Genomic DNA, 17386 nt, shown 5'->3' with positions numbered 1-17386 from the left:
GCCACCTCGGCCTAGAGTCACGGCCAGTCACCGCGCCGAAAGGTGCGACTCAGCACGGCCGTGGACCTCCCAGTGCGGCCCGGCGAACATTCGGCACCTCACCTGAGGCGGCCGCGCCAGGGAAAGGAAGAATCGTGCGACACCGTTCTTTGCTCGTCCTCACCACCGTCCTCACCACCGGTGCACTGACCCTCACCGCCTGCGGATCCCGCGACGAGGGCAAGACCACGGACAAGACCGACGGAGCCAAGACCGTCGTCGTCATCGGTGTGGACGCCCCGCTCACCGGCTCGCTCTCCGCGCTCGGCCAGGGCATCAAGAACTCTGTCGACCTCGCGGCCAAAACGGCCAACAAGAACAACGAGGTTCCCGGCATCGAGTTCAAGGTCGAGGCCCTCGACGACCAGGCGGTCCCCGCCTCCGGTCAGGCCAACGCCACCAAGCTCGTCGGCAAGAAGGAGGTCGTCGGTGTCGTCGGCCCGCTGAACTCCGGCGTCGCCCAGCAGATGCAGGGCGTCTTCGCCTCCGCCAACCTGGCGCAGGTCTCGCCCGCCAACACCAACCCCTCGCTCAGCCAGGGCGACAACTGGGGCAAGGGCGAGTTCAAGCGCCCCTTCAAGACCTACTTCCGCACCGCCGCCACCGACGTGGTCCAGGGCAAGTTCGCCGCCCAGTACCTCTTCAAGGACGCCGGCAAGAAGAAGGTCTTCGTCGTCGACGACAAGCAGACCTACGGCGCCGGCCTGGCCGCGATCTTCTCCGACGAGTTCAAGAAGCTCGGCGGCGAGGTCGCCGGCACCGACCACGTCACCGTGAAGGAGACCGACTTCTCCTCCACCGCCGACAAGGTCAAGTCCTCCGGCGCCGACTCCGTCTACTTCGGTGGCCAGTACCCCGAGGGCGGCCTGCTCGCCGACCAGATCAAGAAGGCCGGCGCCAGCATCCCGCTCATGGGCGGCGACGGCATCCAGGACCCCGCCTTCATCAGCGCCTCCGGTGAGGCCAACGAGGGCGACCTGTCGACCTCCATCGGCTACCCGGTCGAGAAGCTCCCCACCGCCAAGACCTTCATCGCCGACTACGCGGCCGGCGGCTACAAGGACCCCTACGCGGCCTACGGCGGCTACTCCTACGACGCCGGCTGGTCCATCATCCAGGCCGTCAAGGCCGTCGTCGCCGCCAACAACGGCAAGCTCCCGGCCGACGGTGGCCGCGCCGCCGTCGTCGAGGCTCTCGGCAAGGTCTCCTTCGAGGGCGTGACCGGCAAGGTCGCCTTCGACCAGTACGGCGACACCACCAACAAGCAGCTCACGGTCTACAAGGTCGAGGGCGGCAAGTGGGTCGACGTCAAGAGCGACACGTTCAACCAGTAATCCAGTAGTACCGGGCCCGGTCCGTCCGACCAGGCCCACCCTCCCCAAAGAACCAGCCGCGCGAGGGCGCAACAGCGCCCTCGCGCGGAGTCTTATCCGACACGCTCATCGGAGGCCCTGCGGTGCACGAACTGCCGCAACAGCTGGCCAACGGCCTGTCCCTCGGTGCTCTCTATGGCCTCATCGCCATCGGGTACACCATGGTGTACGGGATCGTCCAGCTCATCAACTTCGCCCACGGCGAGATATTCATGATCGGCGGGTTCGGTGCACTCACCGCGTACACCGCCCTCCCGACCGGCACATCCCTGCTGATCGCGATACCCGTCATGATCGTCGGAGGCGCACTCGCCTCCGTCGCCGTGGCCACCGCAGCCGAACGCTTCGCGTACCGTCCCCTGCGCAGCGCACCCCGGCTCGCCCCGCTCATCACCGCAATCGGCCTCTCGATCGCGCTCCAGCAGCTCGTCTGGCAGTTCTACCCGGACGCCAAGAAGGCAGTCAGCTTCCCGGAGTTCAAGGGAGCCGCCTTCAAGATCACCGACAGCCTCTCCATCCAGCGCGCGGACGCCTTCGTCCTCGTCCTCGCACCCCTGTGCATGCTCGCCCTCGGCGTCTTCGTCTCCAAGAGCCGCAGCGGCCGCGCCATGCAGGCCACCGCGCAGGACCCCGACACCGCGAAGCTGATGGGCATCAACACCGACCGCATCATCGTCATGGCCTTCGCCATCGGTGCCGCGTTCGCCGCCGTCGCAGCCGTCGCCTACGGCGTCGACAAGGGCCAGATCAACTTCGAGATGGGCTTCATCCTCGGACTGAAGGCCTTCACCGCAGCCGTCCTCGGCGGCATCGGCAACATCTACGGCGCCATGGTCGGCGGCGTGGTCCTCGGCCTCGCCGAAGCCCTCTCGATCGCATACATCGAAGAGATCCCCGGCATGCAGCAGCTCGGCGGTGGAGCCTGGTCCAACGTCTGGGCCTTCGTACTCCTCATCGTCGTCCTCCTCGTGCGGCCACAAGGCCTGCTCGGTGAGCGCGTCGCGGATCGGGCGTGAGAACCATGACCACCAACACCACCCCGCAGACCGCCCCGGCCAAGCAGGGCCCCGCCCCCGCCGCACTGCTCTACGCAGTCGCCGCCGGCAGCCTCATCACCATCGTCAGCGCCTTCCTGGCCTGGACGTGGACCCCCGACTTCCCCGGTGACCTGACCTACTACGGCAGCCCCGCCAGCCTCCAGTACGTCACCCTCATCGGAGCGGTCCTCAGCCTCGCCTTCGCGCTCTCCGCGCTCGGCGTCAAGGGCTTCCGCTGGCTGACGCCCGCCGGATCCCACAAGGCCGTCAAGTTCCTGACCCTCGGCAACTTCCTGGCCACCGGATTCACGGTCATCTCCATCGTCGTCGTCCTCGGCAAGATCGCCGACCTCGACCCCGGTGCCTACGTAGCCTTCGTCGGCTCGCTCATCGCGGCCCTCGCCGCCTTCAAGCTCCCCGACGACAGCCACAAGGCGGCCCCCGCCAAGCCGCTGCCCTCCTGGGCCGAGATCCTCATCATCACCGGCGTCTTCGCCCTCGGCCTCTACGTGGTCACCTTCGGCATCGACACCAACGACAACGAGCCGCAGCTCTTCGTCGCCTACCTGATCACCCTCGGCTTCGCCGCCTTCGGCCTGCTCAAGTCGGGCCTCCTGGACCGGTTCAGCAGCATCACGGCAAAGAACCGGCAGGTCACCCTCATCGGGACCGCCGCCGCCGCGATCGCCTTCCCGTTCATCCAGCAGAGCGGCGACACCTACACGCTCATCGCGGTCAACATCCTGATCTTCGCGACCGTCGCCCTCGGCCTCAACGTCGTCGTCGGCCTCGCCGGCCTCCTCGACCTCGGCTACGTCGCCTTCCTCGGCGTCGGCGCCTACGCCGCCGCCCTGGTCTCCGGATCCACCGCCTCCGCGTTCGGCATCCAACTGCCCTTCTGGGCAGCGGTCATCGTCGGCGCCCTCGCCTCGCTCATCTTCGGCGTGGTCATCGGCGCACCGACCCTCCGCCTGCGCGGCGACTACCTGGCCATCGTCACCCTCGGCTTCGGAGAAATCTTCCGCATCGCCATGGGCAACCTCGACGGCCAGTCCGGCCCCGACATCACCAACGGCCCCAACGGCATCCCCAACATCCCCCACCTCGAACTCTTCGGGTGGAACTTCGGGGAATCCCACGACGTCGGCGGCATCATCCTCGGCGCCTACGCCAACTACTACTTCCTGATGCTGCTCGTGATGGCCCTGGTCATCGTGATCTTCGCCCGCGCCGGCAACAGCCGCATCGGCCGCGCCTGGGTCGCCATCCGCGAAGACGAGACCGCCGCCGAAGCCATGGGCATCAACGGCTTCAAGGTCAAGCTCATCGCCTTCGCCCTCGGCGCCACCCTCGCCGGCCTCGCCGGCACCGTCCAGGCACACGTCAACAGCACGGTCGTCCCCGAGAACTACGTCTTCGCCGGGCCCGTCCCGCCGAACTCCGCGTTCCTCCTCGCCGCCGTCATCCTCGGCGGCATGGGCACCATCCGCGGCCCCATCCTCGGCGCCGCACTCCTCTTCCTGATCCCGGCGAAGCTGGCCTTCCTCCAGGACTACCAGCTCCTCGCCTTCGGCATCGCCCTCATCCTGCTCATGCGCTTCCGCCCCGAAGGCCTCATCGCCAACAAGCGCGCGAAGCTCGAGTTCCACGACGACGAGACGACTGACCAGGCCCCCACGGACCTGGCCACCGCCAAGGCGGGGGCGTGAACAACATGACCACCACGGACACCACCACGAAGACCACGGTCCTCGAAGCCAGCGGCGTGACCATGCGCTTCGGCGGCCTCACCGCCGTCAAGGGCGTCGACCTCAAGGTCAACGCCGGCGAGATCGTCGGCCTCATCGGCCCCAACGGCGCCGGCAAGACCACCTTCTTCAACTGCCTCACCGGGCTGTACGTCCCCACCGAGGGAACCGTCAGCTACAAGGGCACCGTCCTGCCGCCCACGCCCCACAAGGTCACCGCAGCAGGCGTCGCCCGCACCTTCCAGAACATCCGGCTCTTCCACAACATGACCGTGCTGGAGAACGTCCTCGTCGGACGCCACACCCGCACCAAGGAAGGCCTCTGGTCCGCCCTCCTGCGCGGCCCCGGCTTCAAAAAGGCCGAAGCCGCCAGCGAAGCGCGCGCCATGGAACTCCTCGAGTTCATCGGCCTGCAGCACAAGGCCGGACACCTCGCGAAGAACCTCCCCTACGGCGAACAGCGCAAGCTCGAAATCGCCCGCGCGCTGGCCAGCGACCCCGGCCTCATCCTCCTGGACGAGCCCACCGCCGGCATGAACCCGCAGGAAACCCGCGCCGCCGAAGAACTCATCTTCGCGATCCGCGACATGGGCATCGCCGTCCTCGTCATCGAGCACGACATGCGCTTCATCTTCAACCTCTGCGACCGCGTCGCCTGCCTCGTCCAGGGCGAAAAGCTCATCGAAGGCACCGCCTCCGAGGTCCAGGGCGACGAGCGCGTCATCGCCGCCTACCTCGGCGAACCCTTCGAAGGCGCCCCCGGCGCGGAGGAGGTTGCCGCGGTCGAGGCCGCCGAAGCCGCCGCCCCCGCCGCCGAAGAGACCGCGGACAGCACCACCAGCACGGACACGGAAGGAGAGGCCAAGTGACCGCACTGCTCAAGGTCGAAGACCTCAAGGTCGCCTACGGCAAGATCGAAGCCGTCAAGGGCATCTCCTTCGAAGTCAACGAAGGCGAAATCGTCTGCCTCGTCGGCACCAACGGCGCCGGCAAGACGACCACCCTGCGCACCCTCTCCGGGCTCCTCAAGCCCACCGCGGGCAGCATCACCTTCGACGGCAAGCCCCTGGCCGGCGTCCCCGCCCACAAGATCGTCTCCATGAAGCTGGCGCACTCCCCCGAGGGACGCCACATCTTCCCCCGGCTGACGATCACCGAGAACCTCCAGCTCGGCGCCTTCCTCCGTACGGACAAAGAAGGCATCGAGAAGGACATCCAGCGCGCCTACGACCTCTTCCCCATCCTGGGAGAGCGCCGCAAGCAGGCCGCCGGCACCCTCTCGGGCGGCGAGCAGCAGATGCTCGCCATGGGCCGCGCCCTCATGTGCCAGCCCAAGCTGCTCATGCTGGACGAGCCCTCCATGGGCCTCTCCCCGCTGATGATGCAGAAGATCATGGCCACGATCGCCGAACTCAAGGCGACCGGCACCACGATCCTCCTGGTCGAGCAGAACGCCCAGGCAGCCCTCTCGCTGGCCGACACGGCCCACGTGATGGAGATCGGCAAGATCGTCCTGTCCGGCACCGGCCAGGAGCTCCTGCACAACGAGGACGTCCGCAAGGCGTACCTCGGCGAGGACTGAGCCCCACCCCGCGTACGAGTGAGGCCCCCTCCGGATCCTGGATCCGGAGGGGGCCTCACTGTTTGCCGTACTGCCGTACTAGAGGCTGCTACTCGCCCTTGCCGGCGGCGGCCTTCTTCTCCTCGGCGTCCTCGATGACGGCCTCGGCGACCTGCTGCATGGACATGCGGCGGTCCATGGAGGTCTTCTGGATCCACCGGAAGGCGGCCGGCTCGGAGAGCCCGTACTGCGTCTGCAGGATGCTCTTGGCGCGGTCCACGAGCTTGCGCGTCTCCAGGCGGAGCGAGAGGTCGGCGACCTCCTTCTCCAGCGCACGGAGCTCGGCGAAGCGCGACACGGCCATCTCGATGGCCGGTACCACGTCGCTCTTGCTGAAGGGCTTCACGAGGTACGCCATGGCGCCGGCGTCCCGCGCCCGCTCCACGAGATCCCGCTGCGAGAACGCGGTGAGCATCAGCACGGGGGCGATGGACTCCTCCGCGATCTTCTCGGCGGCGGAGATCCCGTCGAGGACGGGCATCTTCACATCAAGAATGACCAGGTCGGGACGGTGCTCCCGGGCCAGCTCGACGGCGGTCTGCCCGTCTCCGGCTTCACCGACGACGGCGTAGCCCTCCTCTTCGAGCATCTCCTTGAGGTCGAGACGGATGAGCGCCTCGTCCTCGGCGATGACGACGCGCGTCGTCAGCGGCGGAACGTGCGACTGGTCGGCGTCGGGCGTGGGCGTCGACTCGTGCTCGGCGGTCACGGGGGCTCCTTGGTGCAAGGCGATTCAGCTCCCCCGAGCCTACCTAGCTCCTGTATGTTTGTGACACGGAGGGTATTAGGTATCCTTTGTTTCGAAGGGGCCCCGGTAGCCCAGCGGCAGAGGCCATGGATTCAAAACCCATTCAGCGTCGGTTCGAATCCGACTCGGGGCACTTCTCCTTCGTTTCCAAGGTCGCCAAGCGATTTTAGGATCTTCACTCGTCACAGTGAACGCAGCTTCGAATTGCGACCAACTGGACGAACAGCGACGAAGCTCCCGAGCGTGGAGCACAATCCTTCGATACGCGAAGAAGCAGTCCTACTGATGCGCCGGGGCGTGACCAATCGAGTGGTCGCCGAACACCTGGGCATACCGCGCGGCACCATCGGCTGGTGGCGCTCCGAGGACCGAAGACACCGAGGTGAGGCGTACGTCCGCCCAACGGACTGCCCGAGATGCACCGGCCGCGAAGTCGACCAGCCCGCGTACGCCTATCTCCTGGGGCTCTACCTCGGCGACGGCCACATCATCTCCAAGCACAAACAGCACCACCTGTCCGTCTACTGCGACGCCTCCTGGCCCGGCCTCATCGACGCAGCCGAAGCAGCGATGCTCCTCGTCATGTCCCTCCCCAAGGTGGGACGGGTCCAGCGGCAGGGTTGCGTAGAGGTCGAGTCCTACACCCACCACTGGACGTGCATGTTCCCGCAGCACGGACCGGGCAAGAAGCATGACCGCCGCATCGCCCTGGCGGACTGGCAGCAGGCCATCGTCGACGCCCACCCGTGGGAGTTCGTCCTGGGGCTGATCCACTCCGACGGGTGCCGGGTCACCAACTGGACCGTCCGCAACGGCAAGCGCTACGAGTACCCCCGGTACTTCTTCACCAACAAGTCCGACGACATCCGGAAGCTCTGTACGGACACCCTCGCCAAGGTCGGCGTCCAGTGGACGATCCTCGCCCGCGGCAGCGACCCCTTCAACGTGTCCATCGCGAGGAAGGCGTCCGTCGCACTCATGGACGCCCACATCGGGCCGAAGTACTAGCCCGGCAGGTCGCCGCTGCCGCCCAGGTTGGCCACCATGCGCCGCAGAACGTCGATGGTCGCCGCGTACGCCGCGTCGTCGACGCCCTGCCGCAGCCGCGCGTGCACCTTCGCGTTGCGGTCGTGCGCGCGGGCCCGGCCGGCTTCGCCCGCTTCGGTCAGGGTCAGCGTGCCGTCCGTCTCCGTGAGCCAGCCCCGGGCCGCCAGGTCGTCGTAGACCGCGTCGAAGTCGGTGTCCTGGTCGTCGTACGGGGTGAGCTTCTCGGTGAGGGCAGCGCGCTTCCAGTGGGCCGGGGCGGCCGTCACGTGGTTGAGGGTCCACCAGTGGGGCTGGGTGAGGTTCTCCTCGGCCAGCGCGGCCCTGAGGCCGCCTATCACGAGGTTGGCGGCCTCGCGGGCCCAGTAGCCGATGGGCTGGGCCGCGAGCTGGTCCTGTGTGTACTCCTTGATGGTCATACGGGAAAGCTACGACCTCAACCAAGCTTGAGGTCAAGGCGTTGCGGCGCGTCGGCCACCGATGTTCCTTGCGCCCGGGTCGAGTTGGGGCAACGCCGCCGTCAGCCGCGGCCCGTGAGGCCGTGCAGGACCGTCACCACGTGAGCTTCCGCGTCGGCGGGGTCGAGGGGGGCGTGGGCGATGAGGAGGCGGTACCAGAAGGGGCCGAAGACCAGGTCGACCGCGTGGTCGAGGTCCGTGGTGGTGGGGAGTTCCTCGCGGGTGATCGCCCTCGTCAGCAGGGTGGCGACGACCTCGCGGCGGGTGGCGACCCAGGCGCGGAAGGGTTCGGTGAAGGCGGGGTCGAGCTGGGCTTCGGCCATCAGCCCGGTGAGGGCTTTCGCGCGCACAGGGTCGCGGCCGATGCGGTAGAGGTCGGTGACGAAGGCGGTGAGGTCGCCGGTGAGGGTGCCGGTGTCGGGTTCGGGGACGCGGGCGGCGGTTTCGTGGGCGTAGGCGTCCATGACGAGGGCGGGCTTGGACTTCCACCAGCGGTAGACGGTGCTCTTGGCGACGTTGGCGCGCTTGGCGACGCCTTCGATGGTGAGGGCGCCGTAGCCGTTTTCGACGAGGAGTGCGGCGGTGGCTTCGAGGACGGAGTGGTGGGCGTCTTCGTTGCGGAGGCGGCCGCCGGTGCGGGGCGGGTTGCTCGAAGAGTTGCTCGAAGGAGTGATTGACACGGCTTCACGATAGCCCTAGCGTTTTATCGAAACGCGGCGTAGCGTTTCGATTGAAGGATCGACCTAGGGATACGAGGGGCGGAGCCATGGGCAAGATCGTGATCGCGCACGGGTACGGGATGGGTGCCGGGGAGCATTGGTATGCGGCGACGGGTGAGGAGTTCGCTGCCGAGGGACACGAGGTGCGGATCCCGAATTTCCCCGAGCCGTTCGCTCCGGAGCCAGGTGTGTGGCTGAAGGAGCTGGAGGCGGCGGTGGGGGGTGCGCCGGCTGGTGAGACGGTGCTGGTGGGTCACAGTCTGGGTGGGGTGAATGTGCTGCGGCTGCTGCAGGAGCACGACACCGAGGCCGAGGGGGCGTTCGCGGGGGTGGTGTTCGTGGCGTCGATGTCCGGGGAGGTGGGGTATGACGCGTTGGCGCCGTTCTTCTCGCCGGAGTTCGACTGGCAGCGGATCCGGAAGGCTGCGCGGGAGTTCCGTGTGCTGCATGCGGCCGATGACCCGGTGACCGGGGAGGCGACGGGTGAGCACGTGTTGCGGTTCGTGAGGGAGCTGGGGGCCGAGGCGCGGGTGACCGCGTCGGGCGGGCACTTCCCGAGTACGGGTGAGAGCCGTTTGGTGTTGCCCGACGCGGTGCGTCTTATACGTGAGGTGCTGTAGCCGCTTGCGGGCGGTGTCAGCGGACTGCGTCGCCGATGTGGTGGATGCGGACGAGGTTGGTGGATCCGCTGACGCCGGGGGGTGAGCCGGCGGTGATGACGACGACGTCGCCGGGTACGCAGCGGCCGATGCGCAGGAGTTCTTCTTCGACCTGGGCGACCATGGCGTCGGTGGAGTCGACGTGGGGGCCGAGGAAGGTTTCGACGCCCCAGGTGAGGTTGAGCTGGGAGCGGGTGGCGGGGTCGGGGGTGAAGGCGAGGAGGGGGATGGGTGAGCGGTAGCGGGAGAGCCGGCGGACGGTGTCTCCGCTCTGGGTGAAGGCGACGAGGAACTTCGCGCCGAGGAAGTCGCCCATTTCGGCGGCGGCGCGGGCGACTGCTCCGCCTTGGGTGCGGGGCTTGTTGCGCTCGGTGAGCGGGGGGAGGCCCTTGGCGAGGATGTCTTCTTCGGCGGCTTCGACGATGCGGGCCATGGTGCGGACGGTTTCGATGGCGTATTTGCCGACGCTGGTTTCGCCGGAGAGCATGACGGCGTCGGTGCCGTCGATGACGGCGTTGGCGACGTCGGAGGCTTCGGCGCGGGTGGGCCGGGAGTTGTCGATCATCGAGTCGAGCATTTGGGTGGCGACGATGACCGGCTTGGCGTTGCGCTTGGCGAGTTTGACGGCGCGCTTCTGGACGATGGGGACTTGTTCCAGGGGCATTTCGACGCCGAGGTCTCCGCGGGCGACCATGATGCCGTCGAAGGCGGCGACGATGTCGTCGATGTTTTCGACTGCCTGGGGCTTTTCGACCTTGGCGATGACGGGGAGGCGTCGGCCTTCTTCGTCCATGATGCGGTGGACGTCTTCGATGTCGCTTCCGCTGCGGACGAAGGAGAGGGCGATGATGTCGGCGCCGATGCGCAGGGCCCAGCGGAGGTCTTCGATGTCTTTTTCGGAGAGGGCGGGTACGGAGACTGCGACGCCGGGGAGGTTGAGTCCCTTGTTGTCGGAGACCATGCCGCCTTCGATGACGCGGGTGTGGACGCGGGGTCCGTCGACGGCGGTGACTTCGAGGGTGACGCGGCCGTCGTCTACGAGGATGCGTTCGCCCGTGGAGACGTCTCCGGCGAGGCCCTTGTAGGTGGTACCGCAGGTGTGGCGGTCGCCTTCGTGGTCTTCGACGGTGATGGTGAATTCGTCGCCGCGTTCAAGGAGTACGGGGCCTTCGCGGAAGCGGCCCAGGCGGATCTTCGGACCTTGAAGGTCGGCGAGGATGCCGACGCTGCGGCCGGTTTCGTCGGCGGCCTTGCGGACTCGCTGGTAGCGGTCCTCGTGTTCGGCGTAGGTGCCGTGGCTGAGGTTGAAGCGGGCGATGTCCATTCCGGCTTCGACCAGGGCTTTGATCTGGTCGTATGAGTCGGTGGCGGGGCCCAGGGTACATACGATTTTCGCTCGGCGCATGGAGCGAGCGTATGCCCCTACCAGGCAGTAGGAAATTGGTTCCGGGTGTCCACTCAACAACCTTTGAGCAAAAGGTTGTTGACAATTGTTGAATGTGCATGGGGGTGCTCTGATGAGCACCCCCGGGGCGCCGATTGTTCGGGTTTTCAGAGGCGGGGAGGGGTCATTGTGAAGCGTGCGTTCACCTGTGCGTAGACGGTCTGGCGCTGGGGTTCGAGGTCGAGGGCGGGGGCGCCTGCGTCTTCGGCGGCGCTGAAGGCCATGGTGCGCATCGCGGCGCCGGATGCCTGGAAGGGGGCGGGGGCGTTCTCGGCTCCGAGGTCGGCGAGTTCGACGAGGGCGGCGAGTTCGGCTCCGAGGGCGGCGGCGTATTCGCGGGCGCGCTGGACGGCTTCGAGTACGGCTTGGCGGCGGGCTTCACCGTGGGCGGGTGAGGTGGGACGCAGGGCCCACCAGGGTCCGTCGACCTGGGTGAGTTCGAGGTCGGCGAGGCGGGTGGTGAGTTCGCCGAGGGTGGTGAAGTCGTTGAGTTCGGCGGTGAGGTGGACGCGTCCGTGGTAGGCGCGGATGCGTTCGCCGCGGCCGTGGCGGGTGAGTTCGGGGGTGATGGAGAAAGCGCCGGTTTCGAGTTTTTCGACGGGGTCGCCGTAGCTTTTGACGAGGTCGAGGACGGCGTTGTTGCGGCGGGTGAGGTCTTCGAGGGCGGTGCGTCGGTCGGTGCCGCGGGCGCTGACGGTGATGCCGATGCGGGCGATCTCGGGGTCGACTTCGAGGGTGGCTTCGCCGCGGACTGCGACGCGGGGGACTTCGGGGGTTCCGTAGGGCTGGTGCGAGGGGTCCTGGGTCATGGATTCACTGTCGCACTGCTGCTCGTACGGGGCTGGTCATCGGATCGAAACCTGGTGGGGGTGTTGCGGCTTGTTACTGCTGGGTCAGAATCTACGCGCGTTGCCTATCTGTGTACACGCACCTCACAAGGGGAGATGGCATGGCTTTGGACCGTAGGACGTTTCTGGGTACTTCGGCTGCGACGGGTGCGGCCGTGGCGTTGGCGGGGGCCACGAGCACCCCGGCTGCCGCGGCTGAGGCGGTGGCCGGCGGCGCTTCGGCGGCGGGAGCGAGGACGTACGCGTTCACGGTGATGGGGACGACGGACCTGCACGGGAACGTCTTCAACTGGGACTACTTCACGGACAAGGAGTTCGACGACAAGGCGCACAACGACGTCGGTCTGGCGAAGATCTCCACGCTGGTGAACCAGGTGCGGGCGGAGAAGGGGCGGTGCAACACGCTGCTGATCGACGCCGGGGACACCATTCAGGGGACGCAGCTGTCGTACTACTACGCGAAGGTGGATCCGATCACGGCGCGGCGTGGTCCGGTTCATCCGATGGCGCAGGCGATGAACGCGATCGGTTATGACGCGGCGGCGCTGGGGAACCACGAGTTCAATTACGGCATTCCGGTGCTGCGGAAGTTCGAGGAGCAGTGCGAGTTCCCGTTGCTGGGGGCGAACGCGCTGGATGCGAAGACGTTGCGGCCGGCGTTCCCCCCGTACAGCATGCACCGGTTGCGTACGCCGCATGGGCGGGACGTGAAGGTGGCGGTGCTGGGTCTGACGAATCCGGGGATCGCGATCTGGGACAAGGCGAACGTGCAGGGGAAGATGACGTTCCCGGGTCTTGAGGAGCAGGCCGCGAAGTACGTGCCGCGGCTGCGGTCGCTGGGTGCGGACGTGGTGATCGTGTCGGCTCATTCGGGTTCGAGCGGCACGTCGAGTTACGGGGACCAGCTGCCGCACATCGAGAACGCGGCGGGTCTGGTGGCGGAGCAGGTGCCGGGGATCGACGCGATCCTGGTGGGGCACGCCCATACGGAGATCCCGGAGTACCGGGTGCGGAACAAGGCGACGGGCAAGGACGTGGTGTTGTCCGAGCCGCTGAAGTGGGGGCAGCGGCTGACGCTGTTCGACTTCGAGCTGACGTGGGTGAAGGGCTGCTGGTCGGTGTCGAAGGTGTCGGCCCGGGTGCTGAACTCGAACACGGCGGTGGAGGACCCGGAGATCGTGGGGCTGCTGTCGGACGAGCACCGCAAGGTCGTGGCGTATGTGAACCAGGTGATCGGTACGTCGACGCAGGCCATGTCCTCGGTGGACGGTCCGGTGAAGGACGTGGCGATCATCGATCTGATCAACCACGTGCAGGCGGAGACGGTGAGGGGTGCGCTGGCGGGTACGGAGTGGGCTGCGCTGCCGGTGCTGTCGCAGGCTTCGTGCTTCTCGCGGACGGCGGCGATTCCGGCCGGGCAGGTGACGATCCGGGATGCGGCGGGTCTGTATCCGTTCGAGAACACGCTGGAGGCACGGCTGCTGACGGGTGCGCAGATCAAGGAGTACCTGGAGTATTCGGCGAGGTACTTCGTGCGGACGGCTCCGGGTGACGTGGTGGATCCGGCGAAGCTGACGAACGCGGAGGGCACGCCGGACTACAACTACGACGCCGTGTACGGGTTGACGTACGACATCGACATCTCCGAGCCGGTGGGTGCCCGGATCTCGGGGCTGTCCTTCCAGGGGAAGCCGGTGGATCCGGCGGCGCAGTTCGTGCTGGCGGTGAACAACTACCGGGCTGCGGGTGGCGGGAACTTCCCGCACGTGCCGCAGGCGAAGCAGTTGTGGGCCAACTCGGATGAAATACGCAACACGATCATCCAGTGGGTGAAGGCGAAGGGGACGGTGGACCCGGCGCAGTTCGCGTCGGTGGACTGGCGGCTGACCCGAGCCGGGGCACCGGTCTTCTAAGCGGCGCTCTTGCGAACGGTGGTCTTCTAAACGTTTCTCCTTACGGATGCTCGACCAGTGGGAGCAGTTCGCCGGCGGGTTGGGGCCGGGTGTGCTCCCGCTGTTCGAGGCCGAAGGTGGTGAAGGCCGTGCGGGTGGGCTGGGGGTAGGCATCTTTGCCCGTGAGGGTGTTCAGGATGGCGGCGCTGCGCCAGGCGGCGAGGCCGAGGTCGGGGGCTCCGACGCCGTGGGTGTGGCGTTCGCCGTTCTGGACGAAGACGCTGCCGGTGACGGCCGGGTCGGTGATCATCCGGTAGCGGTCGTCGATGCGGGGGCGGCCGGAGGAGTCCTTGCGCAGGTAGGGGTCGAGTCCGGCGAGGAGCCCCCCGAGGGGGCGTTCGCGGTAGCCGGTGGCGAGGATGACGGCGTCGGTGGTGAGGCGGGACCGGGTGCCCTGGTCGACGTGTTCGAGGTGGAGTTCGACCTTGGTGGTGGCGACGCGGCCGGCGGTGCGGACGCTGACTCCGGGGGTGAGGACGGCGTCGGGCCAGCCTCCGTCGAGGGTGCGGCGGTAGAGCTCCTCGTGGATGGCGGCGATGGTGGCGGCGTCGATGCCCTTGTGGAGTTGCCATTGGGCGGGGACGAGGCGGTCGCGGACCGGTTCGGGGAGGGAGTGGAAGTAGCGGGTGTAGTCGGGGGTGAAGTGTTCCAGGCCGAGCTTGGAGTACTCCATGGGGGCGAAGGAGGGGGTGCGGGCGAGCCAGGTGAGGCGTTCGCGGCCGGCGGGGCGGGAGCGGAGCAGGTCGAGGAAGACCTCGGCTCCGGACTGGCCCGATCCGATGACGGTGACGTGGTCGGCGCCGAGGATGCGCTGCCGGTTGTCGAGGTACTCGGAGGAGTGGATCACCGGGACGGTGGGGGCTTCGGCGAGGGGGCGCAGTGGTTCGGGGACGTAGGGGGCGGTCCCGATGCCGAGGGCGAGGTTGCGGGTGTAGGTGCGGCCGAGGGCTTCGGCTTCTCCGTCGGCGTCGACTTGGGTGAAGTCGACTTCGAAGAGGTCGCGTTCGGGGTTCCAGCGGACGGCGTCGACCTGGTGGCCGAAGTGGAGTCCGGGCAGGCGGCCGGCGACCCAGCGGCAGTAGGCGTCGTATTCGGCGCGCTGGATGTGGAAGCTCTCGGCGAAGTAGAAGGGGAAGAGGCGTTCCTTGTGCTTGAGGTAGTTGAGGAATGACCAGGGGCTGGTGGGGTCGGCGAGGGTGACGAGGTCGGCGAGGAAGGGGACTTGGAGGGTGGCTCCGTCGATGAGGAGTCCGGGGTGCCAGCGGAAGTCGCGGCGCTGGTCGTAGAAGGCGGTGGCGAGTTCTGCGGCGCCTTGTTGGGGCAGGCCGTGGGCGAGGGCCGCGAGGGAGAGGTTGAAGGGGCCGATGCCGATTCCGACGAGGTCGTGGGGTGCATCGAGCTGGGCGGTCATCGGTGGGTGCTGCCTTCCAGGAGGTTCACGAGGGCGTCCAGGTCCCCCGCCGTGGTGTGGGGGTTGAGCAGGGTGGCCTTGAGCCATAGGCGGCCGTCGGCGGTGGCCCGGCCCAGTACGGCGGTGCCGCCCTGGATGAGGGTGCGGCGCAGGGTGGCCAGTGCGGTGTCGTCGGCGTGGGTGGGCCGGAACAGGACGGTGCTGATGGTGGGCGCCGCGTGGAGTTCGAAGGCGGGGTGTGCTTCGAGGAGTCGGGCGAGCTGGTCGGCGCGGGCGCAGGTGCGGTCGATGAGGTGGGTGAGTCCGTCTCGGCCGAGGGAGCGCAGGGTGGCGGCGATTTTGAGGGCGTCTGCGCGGCGGGTGGTGCGCAGGGAGCGGCCGAGGAGGTCGGGGAGGCCGGCTTGGGTGTCGTCGGGGGCGTTGAGGTAGTCGGCCTGGTGGGCGAGGGGGGCGAGCAGGGTGGTGTCGGGGACGGTGAGGAGTCCGGCGGCGATGGGTTGCCAGCCGAGTTTGTGGAGGTCGATGGTGATCGACCGGGCGCGGTGCAGGCCGGCGAGTTTGGGGCGGTGGCGGGGGCTGAGGTGGAGGAGGCCGCCGTAGGAGGCGTCGATGTGGAGGTCGGCGCCGTGGTGGTCGCAGAGGTCGGCGAGGGCGTCGAGGGGGTCGATGAGTCCGGCGTCGGTGGTGCCGGCGGTGGCGGTGACGAGGACGGGGCCGGTGGTGGTGGCGAGGGCCTCGGCGAGGGTGGCGGGGGTGAGGGTTCCGGTGGGGGTGGGGAGGCTGCGGGCGGGGGGCAGGCCGAGGAGCCAGGCGGCGCGCGGGATGGAGTGGTGGGCGTTGGCGCCGTGCAGGACGGTGAGGTGGGGGCCGTGGCGTTCGCGGGCGAGGAGGAGGGCGAGGTGGTTGGCTTCGGTGCCGCCGGTGGTGAGGACGGCGTCGGGGTGGGGGGTGTTGTGGAACTCGGCGGCGAGCGTGCGGGTCAGGAGCGCTTCGAGGGTGGAGGCGGCGGGGGCCTGGTCCCAGGAGTCGAGGGAGGCGTTGAGGGCGCTGGCGGCGAGGTCGGCGGCGGCCGCGACGGCGAGGGGCGGGCAGTGCAGGTGGGCTGCGCACAGGGGGTCGGCGGGGTCGGCGGCGCCGGCGGTGAGGGTGTGGACGAGGGTCCGTAGGGCTTCGTGGTCGCCGTGTCCGTGGTCGGGGAGCACTTCGCCCAGTGCGGCGGTGACGCGGGCGGTGACGGCCTCGGGTCCGCCGGCCGGGAGCGGTCCGCCGCGGGCCTGGGCTCCGGTGCGCAGGGCGTCGAGGACGGTGGCGAGGAGTGGTTGCAGGGCGTCGGGGCCGTGGGGTCCGCCGGCGAGCGGGGAGTTGCCGCGTCTGCCTGTGCCGGGGGGCGCTGTCATGCGGTTGTCCTCACGGGAACGGTTCGGCGGCGGATGGTGCCGCTCTGTTGGGTCGGGGACCCGGGGGTACAACGATCCGACCCGAATGGGGTAACCGCCCGGGTTTATGCGTGGTCGATTTCAAGCCGTCGGGGGGTGGCCGAGAAGGAGGAGTACGCGCGTCGACTGGGGCGGGGGGATGTGGCCGCGGCTACTCGGCGCGTGCCGCTCGGCTTCGCGTGGCTGCCGGTGTGTCCGGTCCGGGGACACCGGCACTGCCGCCGCCTGCGGTCGACGAGGTGGTGGATCCGTCGGCGCCCGGGCCGTTGGGCGGGGCGAGTGGGGCTTCTACGCTGCGCCGCTGATCGGCGCACTGGCCGACGCCACGGCGTTCCGGGCGAGGGTGCGGGTGCCGTGCAGGTGGGGGCGGGCGCGGCCGGTGGACCGGCAGGCCCGAGGGCCCGGAACAACGGGGCGGACGCGACCGGGCGGGGCGAGCGCGGCCAGGCGGGCGGGCCGTGCAGGTGGGACGCGCACAGCCGGGCATAGCGGGGCGGACAGCGCGGGTGCGGCCGGGCGAAGCGGGGTCGAGCCGGCAGGACGGGCCCGGCCGGACGCAGTGGGGCGCAGCCGGCAGGACAGGCGGGCGCGGCCGAGCGGGGCGCGGCCGACCGATGGCGGTGGGGAGCGGGCAGGGCGGTGAAGGCAGGGCGAAGCAAGCGGGGGCGGAGCGGGCGGCCGGGCGCGGCTTCGTCGGCTCCCGGGCGGGGGTGGGTACGGCCGGGCCGGGCGCGGCGGTGTGGAGCGGGCCGCGGGCAGGACGGTGGAGGCAGGACGGATCACGTGGGGGCGGACGGTACGGGCGGGGCTCCCCGAACTCCCGGGCAGGGGTGCGGTCGACCGGGCCGG

General features: G+C 68.7%; 15 protein-coding genes and 1 tRNA gene. 9 read left to right on the top strand and 7 right to left on the bottom strand.

Features of this window, described 5'->3' with window-relative positions; genetic code table 11:
- Nucleotides 1-134: 134 nt before the first annotated feature.
- From OG276_RS28750 to OG276_RS28730, 5 genes are all read left to right on the top strand, one after another.
- On the top strand, nucleotides 135-1373 hold the full coding sequence (locus OG276_RS28750; protein ID WP_266909586.1) for a branched-chain amino acid ABC transporter substrate-binding protein: 1239 nt from the start codon (nucleotides 135-137) through the stop codon (nucleotides 1371-1373).
- 122 nt (nucleotides 1374-1495) lie between these two features.
- Nucleotides 1496-2428 (top strand): branched-chain amino acid ABC transporter permease, encoded by a 933-nt coding sequence (locus tag OG276_RS28745; RefSeq protein ID WP_266909585.1) that lies wholly within the window; start codon nucleotides 1496-1498, stop codon nucleotides 2426-2428.
- A gap of 5 nt (nucleotides 2429-2433) precedes the next feature.
- A complete protein-coding gene (locus tag OG276_RS28740) occupies nucleotides 2434-4158 on the top strand; it encodes a branched-chain amino acid ABC transporter permease (protein ID WP_266909584.1) in 1725 nt (574 codons plus the stop codon).
- Nucleotides 4159-4163: 5 nt separating this feature from the next.
- On the top strand, nucleotides 4164-5066 hold the full coding sequence (locus OG276_RS28735; protein WP_266913190.1) for an ABC transporter ATP-binding protein: 903 nt from the start codon (nucleotides 4164-4166) through the stop codon (nucleotides 5064-5066).
- The gene (locus OG276_RS28730; protein ID WP_266876958.1) at nucleotides 5063-5779 is read left to right on the top strand and encodes an ABC transporter ATP-binding protein; all 717 of its coding nucleotides are present in this window, start codon (nucleotides 5063-5065) and stop codon (nucleotides 5777-5779) included. Before OG276_RS28735 ends, OG276_RS28730 begins: the two co-directional genes overlap by 4 nt.
- Nucleotides 5780-5867: 88 nt before the next feature.
- Here the strand turns inward: OG276_RS28730 and OG276_RS28725 are convergent, their stop codons facing one another.
- Nucleotides 5868-6527 carry an ANTAR domain-containing response regulator gene (locus tag OG276_RS28725; RefSeq protein WP_250744985.1) on the bottom strand — a complete coding sequence of 220 codons (660 nt, stop codon included), beginning with the start codon at nucleotides 6525-6527 and terminating at the stop codon, nucleotides 5868-5870.
- Nucleotides 6528-6626: 99 nt separating this feature from the next.
- Between OG276_RS28725 and OG276_RS28720 the strand changes: the two genes are divergently transcribed.
- Both OG276_RS28720 and OG276_RS28715 read left to right on the top strand, forming a co-directional pair.
- Nucleotides 6627-6699: transfer RNA gene (locus OG276_RS28720), tRNA-Leu, on the top strand.
- Between the two features lie 152 nt (nucleotides 6700-6851).
- Complete coding sequence (locus tag OG276_RS28715) at nucleotides 6852-7574, top strand: helix-turn-helix domain-containing protein (protein WP_266913188.1); 723 nt, start codon at nucleotides 6852-6854, stop codon at nucleotides 7572-7574.
- Here OG276_RS28715 and OG276_RS28710 read toward each other — a convergent pair.
- Together OG276_RS28710 and OG276_RS28705 are read right to left on the bottom strand one after the other, a co-directional pair.
- Nucleotides 7571-8029, bottom strand: coding sequence for a MarR family winged helix-turn-helix transcriptional regulator (locus OG276_RS28710; protein WP_266909583.1), 459 nt, complete (start codon nucleotides 8027-8029; stop codon nucleotides 7571-7573). The genes OG276_RS28715 and OG276_RS28710 overlap by 4 nt on opposite strands.
- A gap of 101 nt (nucleotides 8030-8130) precedes the next feature.
- The gene (locus OG276_RS28705) at nucleotides 8131-8748 is read right to left on the bottom strand and encodes a TetR/AcrR family transcriptional regulator (protein ID WP_266909582.1); all 618 of its coding nucleotides are present in this window, start codon (nucleotides 8746-8748) and stop codon (nucleotides 8131-8133) included.
- A gap of 86 nt (nucleotides 8749-8834) precedes the next feature.
- Here OG276_RS28705 and OG276_RS28700 point away from each other — a divergent pair, with 86 nt between their 5' ends.
- Nucleotides 8835-9407, top strand: coding sequence for an alpha/beta hydrolase (locus tag OG276_RS28700; protein ID WP_266909581.1), 573 nt, complete (start codon nucleotides 8835-8837; stop codon nucleotides 9405-9407).
- 16 nt (nucleotides 9408-9423) lie between these two features.
- Here OG276_RS28700 and pyk read toward each other — a convergent pair whose 3' ends face one another.
- Nucleotides 9424-10851: a pyruvate kinase gene (gene pyk, locus OG276_RS28695; RefSeq protein ID WP_266909580.1), complete on the bottom strand. Its 1428-nt coding sequence runs from the start codon at nucleotides 10849-10851 to the stop codon at nucleotides 9424-9426.
- Between the two features lie 146 nt (nucleotides 10852-10997).
- Nucleotides 10998-11699 (bottom strand): SIMPL domain-containing protein, encoded by a 702-nt coding sequence (locus OG276_RS28690; RefSeq protein WP_266909579.1) that lies wholly within the window; start codon nucleotides 11697-11699, stop codon nucleotides 10998-11000.
- 140 nt (nucleotides 11700-11839) lie between these two features.
- On the opposite strand from OG276_RS28690, the gene OG276_RS28685 reads away from it, so the two are divergent.
- Nucleotides 11840-13651: a bifunctional UDP-sugar hydrolase/5'-nucleotidase gene (locus OG276_RS28685; RefSeq protein ID WP_266909578.1), complete on the top strand. Its 1812-nt coding sequence runs from the start codon at nucleotides 11840-11842 to the stop codon at nucleotides 13649-13651.
- 40 nt (nucleotides 13652-13691) lie between these two features.
- Here OG276_RS28685 and OG276_RS28680 read toward each other — a convergent pair whose 3' ends face one another.
- Nucleotides 13692-15101 carry a lysine N(6)-hydroxylase/L-ornithine N(5)-oxygenase family protein gene (locus OG276_RS28680; protein ID WP_266909577.1) on the bottom strand — a complete coding sequence of 470 codons (1410 nt, stop codon included), beginning with the start codon at nucleotides 15099-15101 and terminating at the stop codon, nucleotides 13692-13694.
- A complete protein-coding gene (locus OG276_RS28675) occupies nucleotides 15098-16498 on the bottom strand; it encodes an aminotransferase class V-fold PLP-dependent enzyme (RefSeq protein ID WP_266909576.1) in 1401 nt (466 codons plus the stop codon). Before OG276_RS28675 ends, OG276_RS28680 begins: the two co-directional genes overlap by 4 nt.
- Nucleotides 16499-17386: the final 888 nt, after the last annotated feature.

This window comes from Streptomyces sp. NBC_00086 (assembly GCF_026343255.1).
Lineage (GTDB): Bacteria > Actinomycetota > Actinomycetes > Streptomycetales > Streptomycetaceae > Streptomyces.
This window is presented reverse-complemented; position numbering and strand designations above follow the sequence as displayed.

Coding starts and splice junctions, on each gene's coding strand:
- OG276_RS28690 (WP_266909579.1), bottom strand. CDS start 11,699: ATGACCCAGGACCCCTCGCACCAGCCCTACGGAACCCCCGAAGTCCCC.
- OG276_RS28715 (WP_266913188.1), top strand. CDS start 6,852: ATGCGCCGGGGCGTGACCAATCGAGTGGTCGCCGAACACCTGGGCATA.
- OG276_RS28675 (WP_266909576.1), bottom strand. CDS start 16,498: ATGACAGCGCCCCCCGGCACAGGCAGACGCGGCAACTCCCCGCTCGCC.
- OG276_RS28680 (WP_266909577.1), bottom strand. CDS start 15,101: ATGACCGCCCAGCTCGATGCACCCCACGACCTCGTCGGAATCGGCATC.
- OG276_RS28735 (WP_266913190.1), top strand. CDS start 4,164: ATGACCACCACGGACACCACCACGAAGACCACGGTCCTCGAAGCCAGC.
- pyk (WP_266909580.1), bottom strand. CDS start 10,851: ATGCGCCGAGCGAAAATCGTATGTACCCTGGGCCCCGCCACCGACTCA.
- OG276_RS28740 (WP_266909584.1), top strand. CDS start 2,434: ATGACCACCAACACCACCCCGCAGACCGCCCCGGCCAAGCAGGGCCCC.
- OG276_RS28685 (WP_266909578.1), top strand. CDS start 11,840: ATGGCTTTGGACCGTAGGACGTTTCTGGGTACTTCGGCTGCGACGGGT.
- OG276_RS28700 (WP_266909581.1), top strand. CDS start 8,835: ATGGGCAAGATCGTGATCGCGCACGGGTACGGGATGGGTGCCGGGGAG.
- OG276_RS28710 (WP_266909583.1), bottom strand. CDS start 8,029: ATGACCATCAAGGAGTACACACAGGACCAGCTCGCGGCCCAGCCCATC.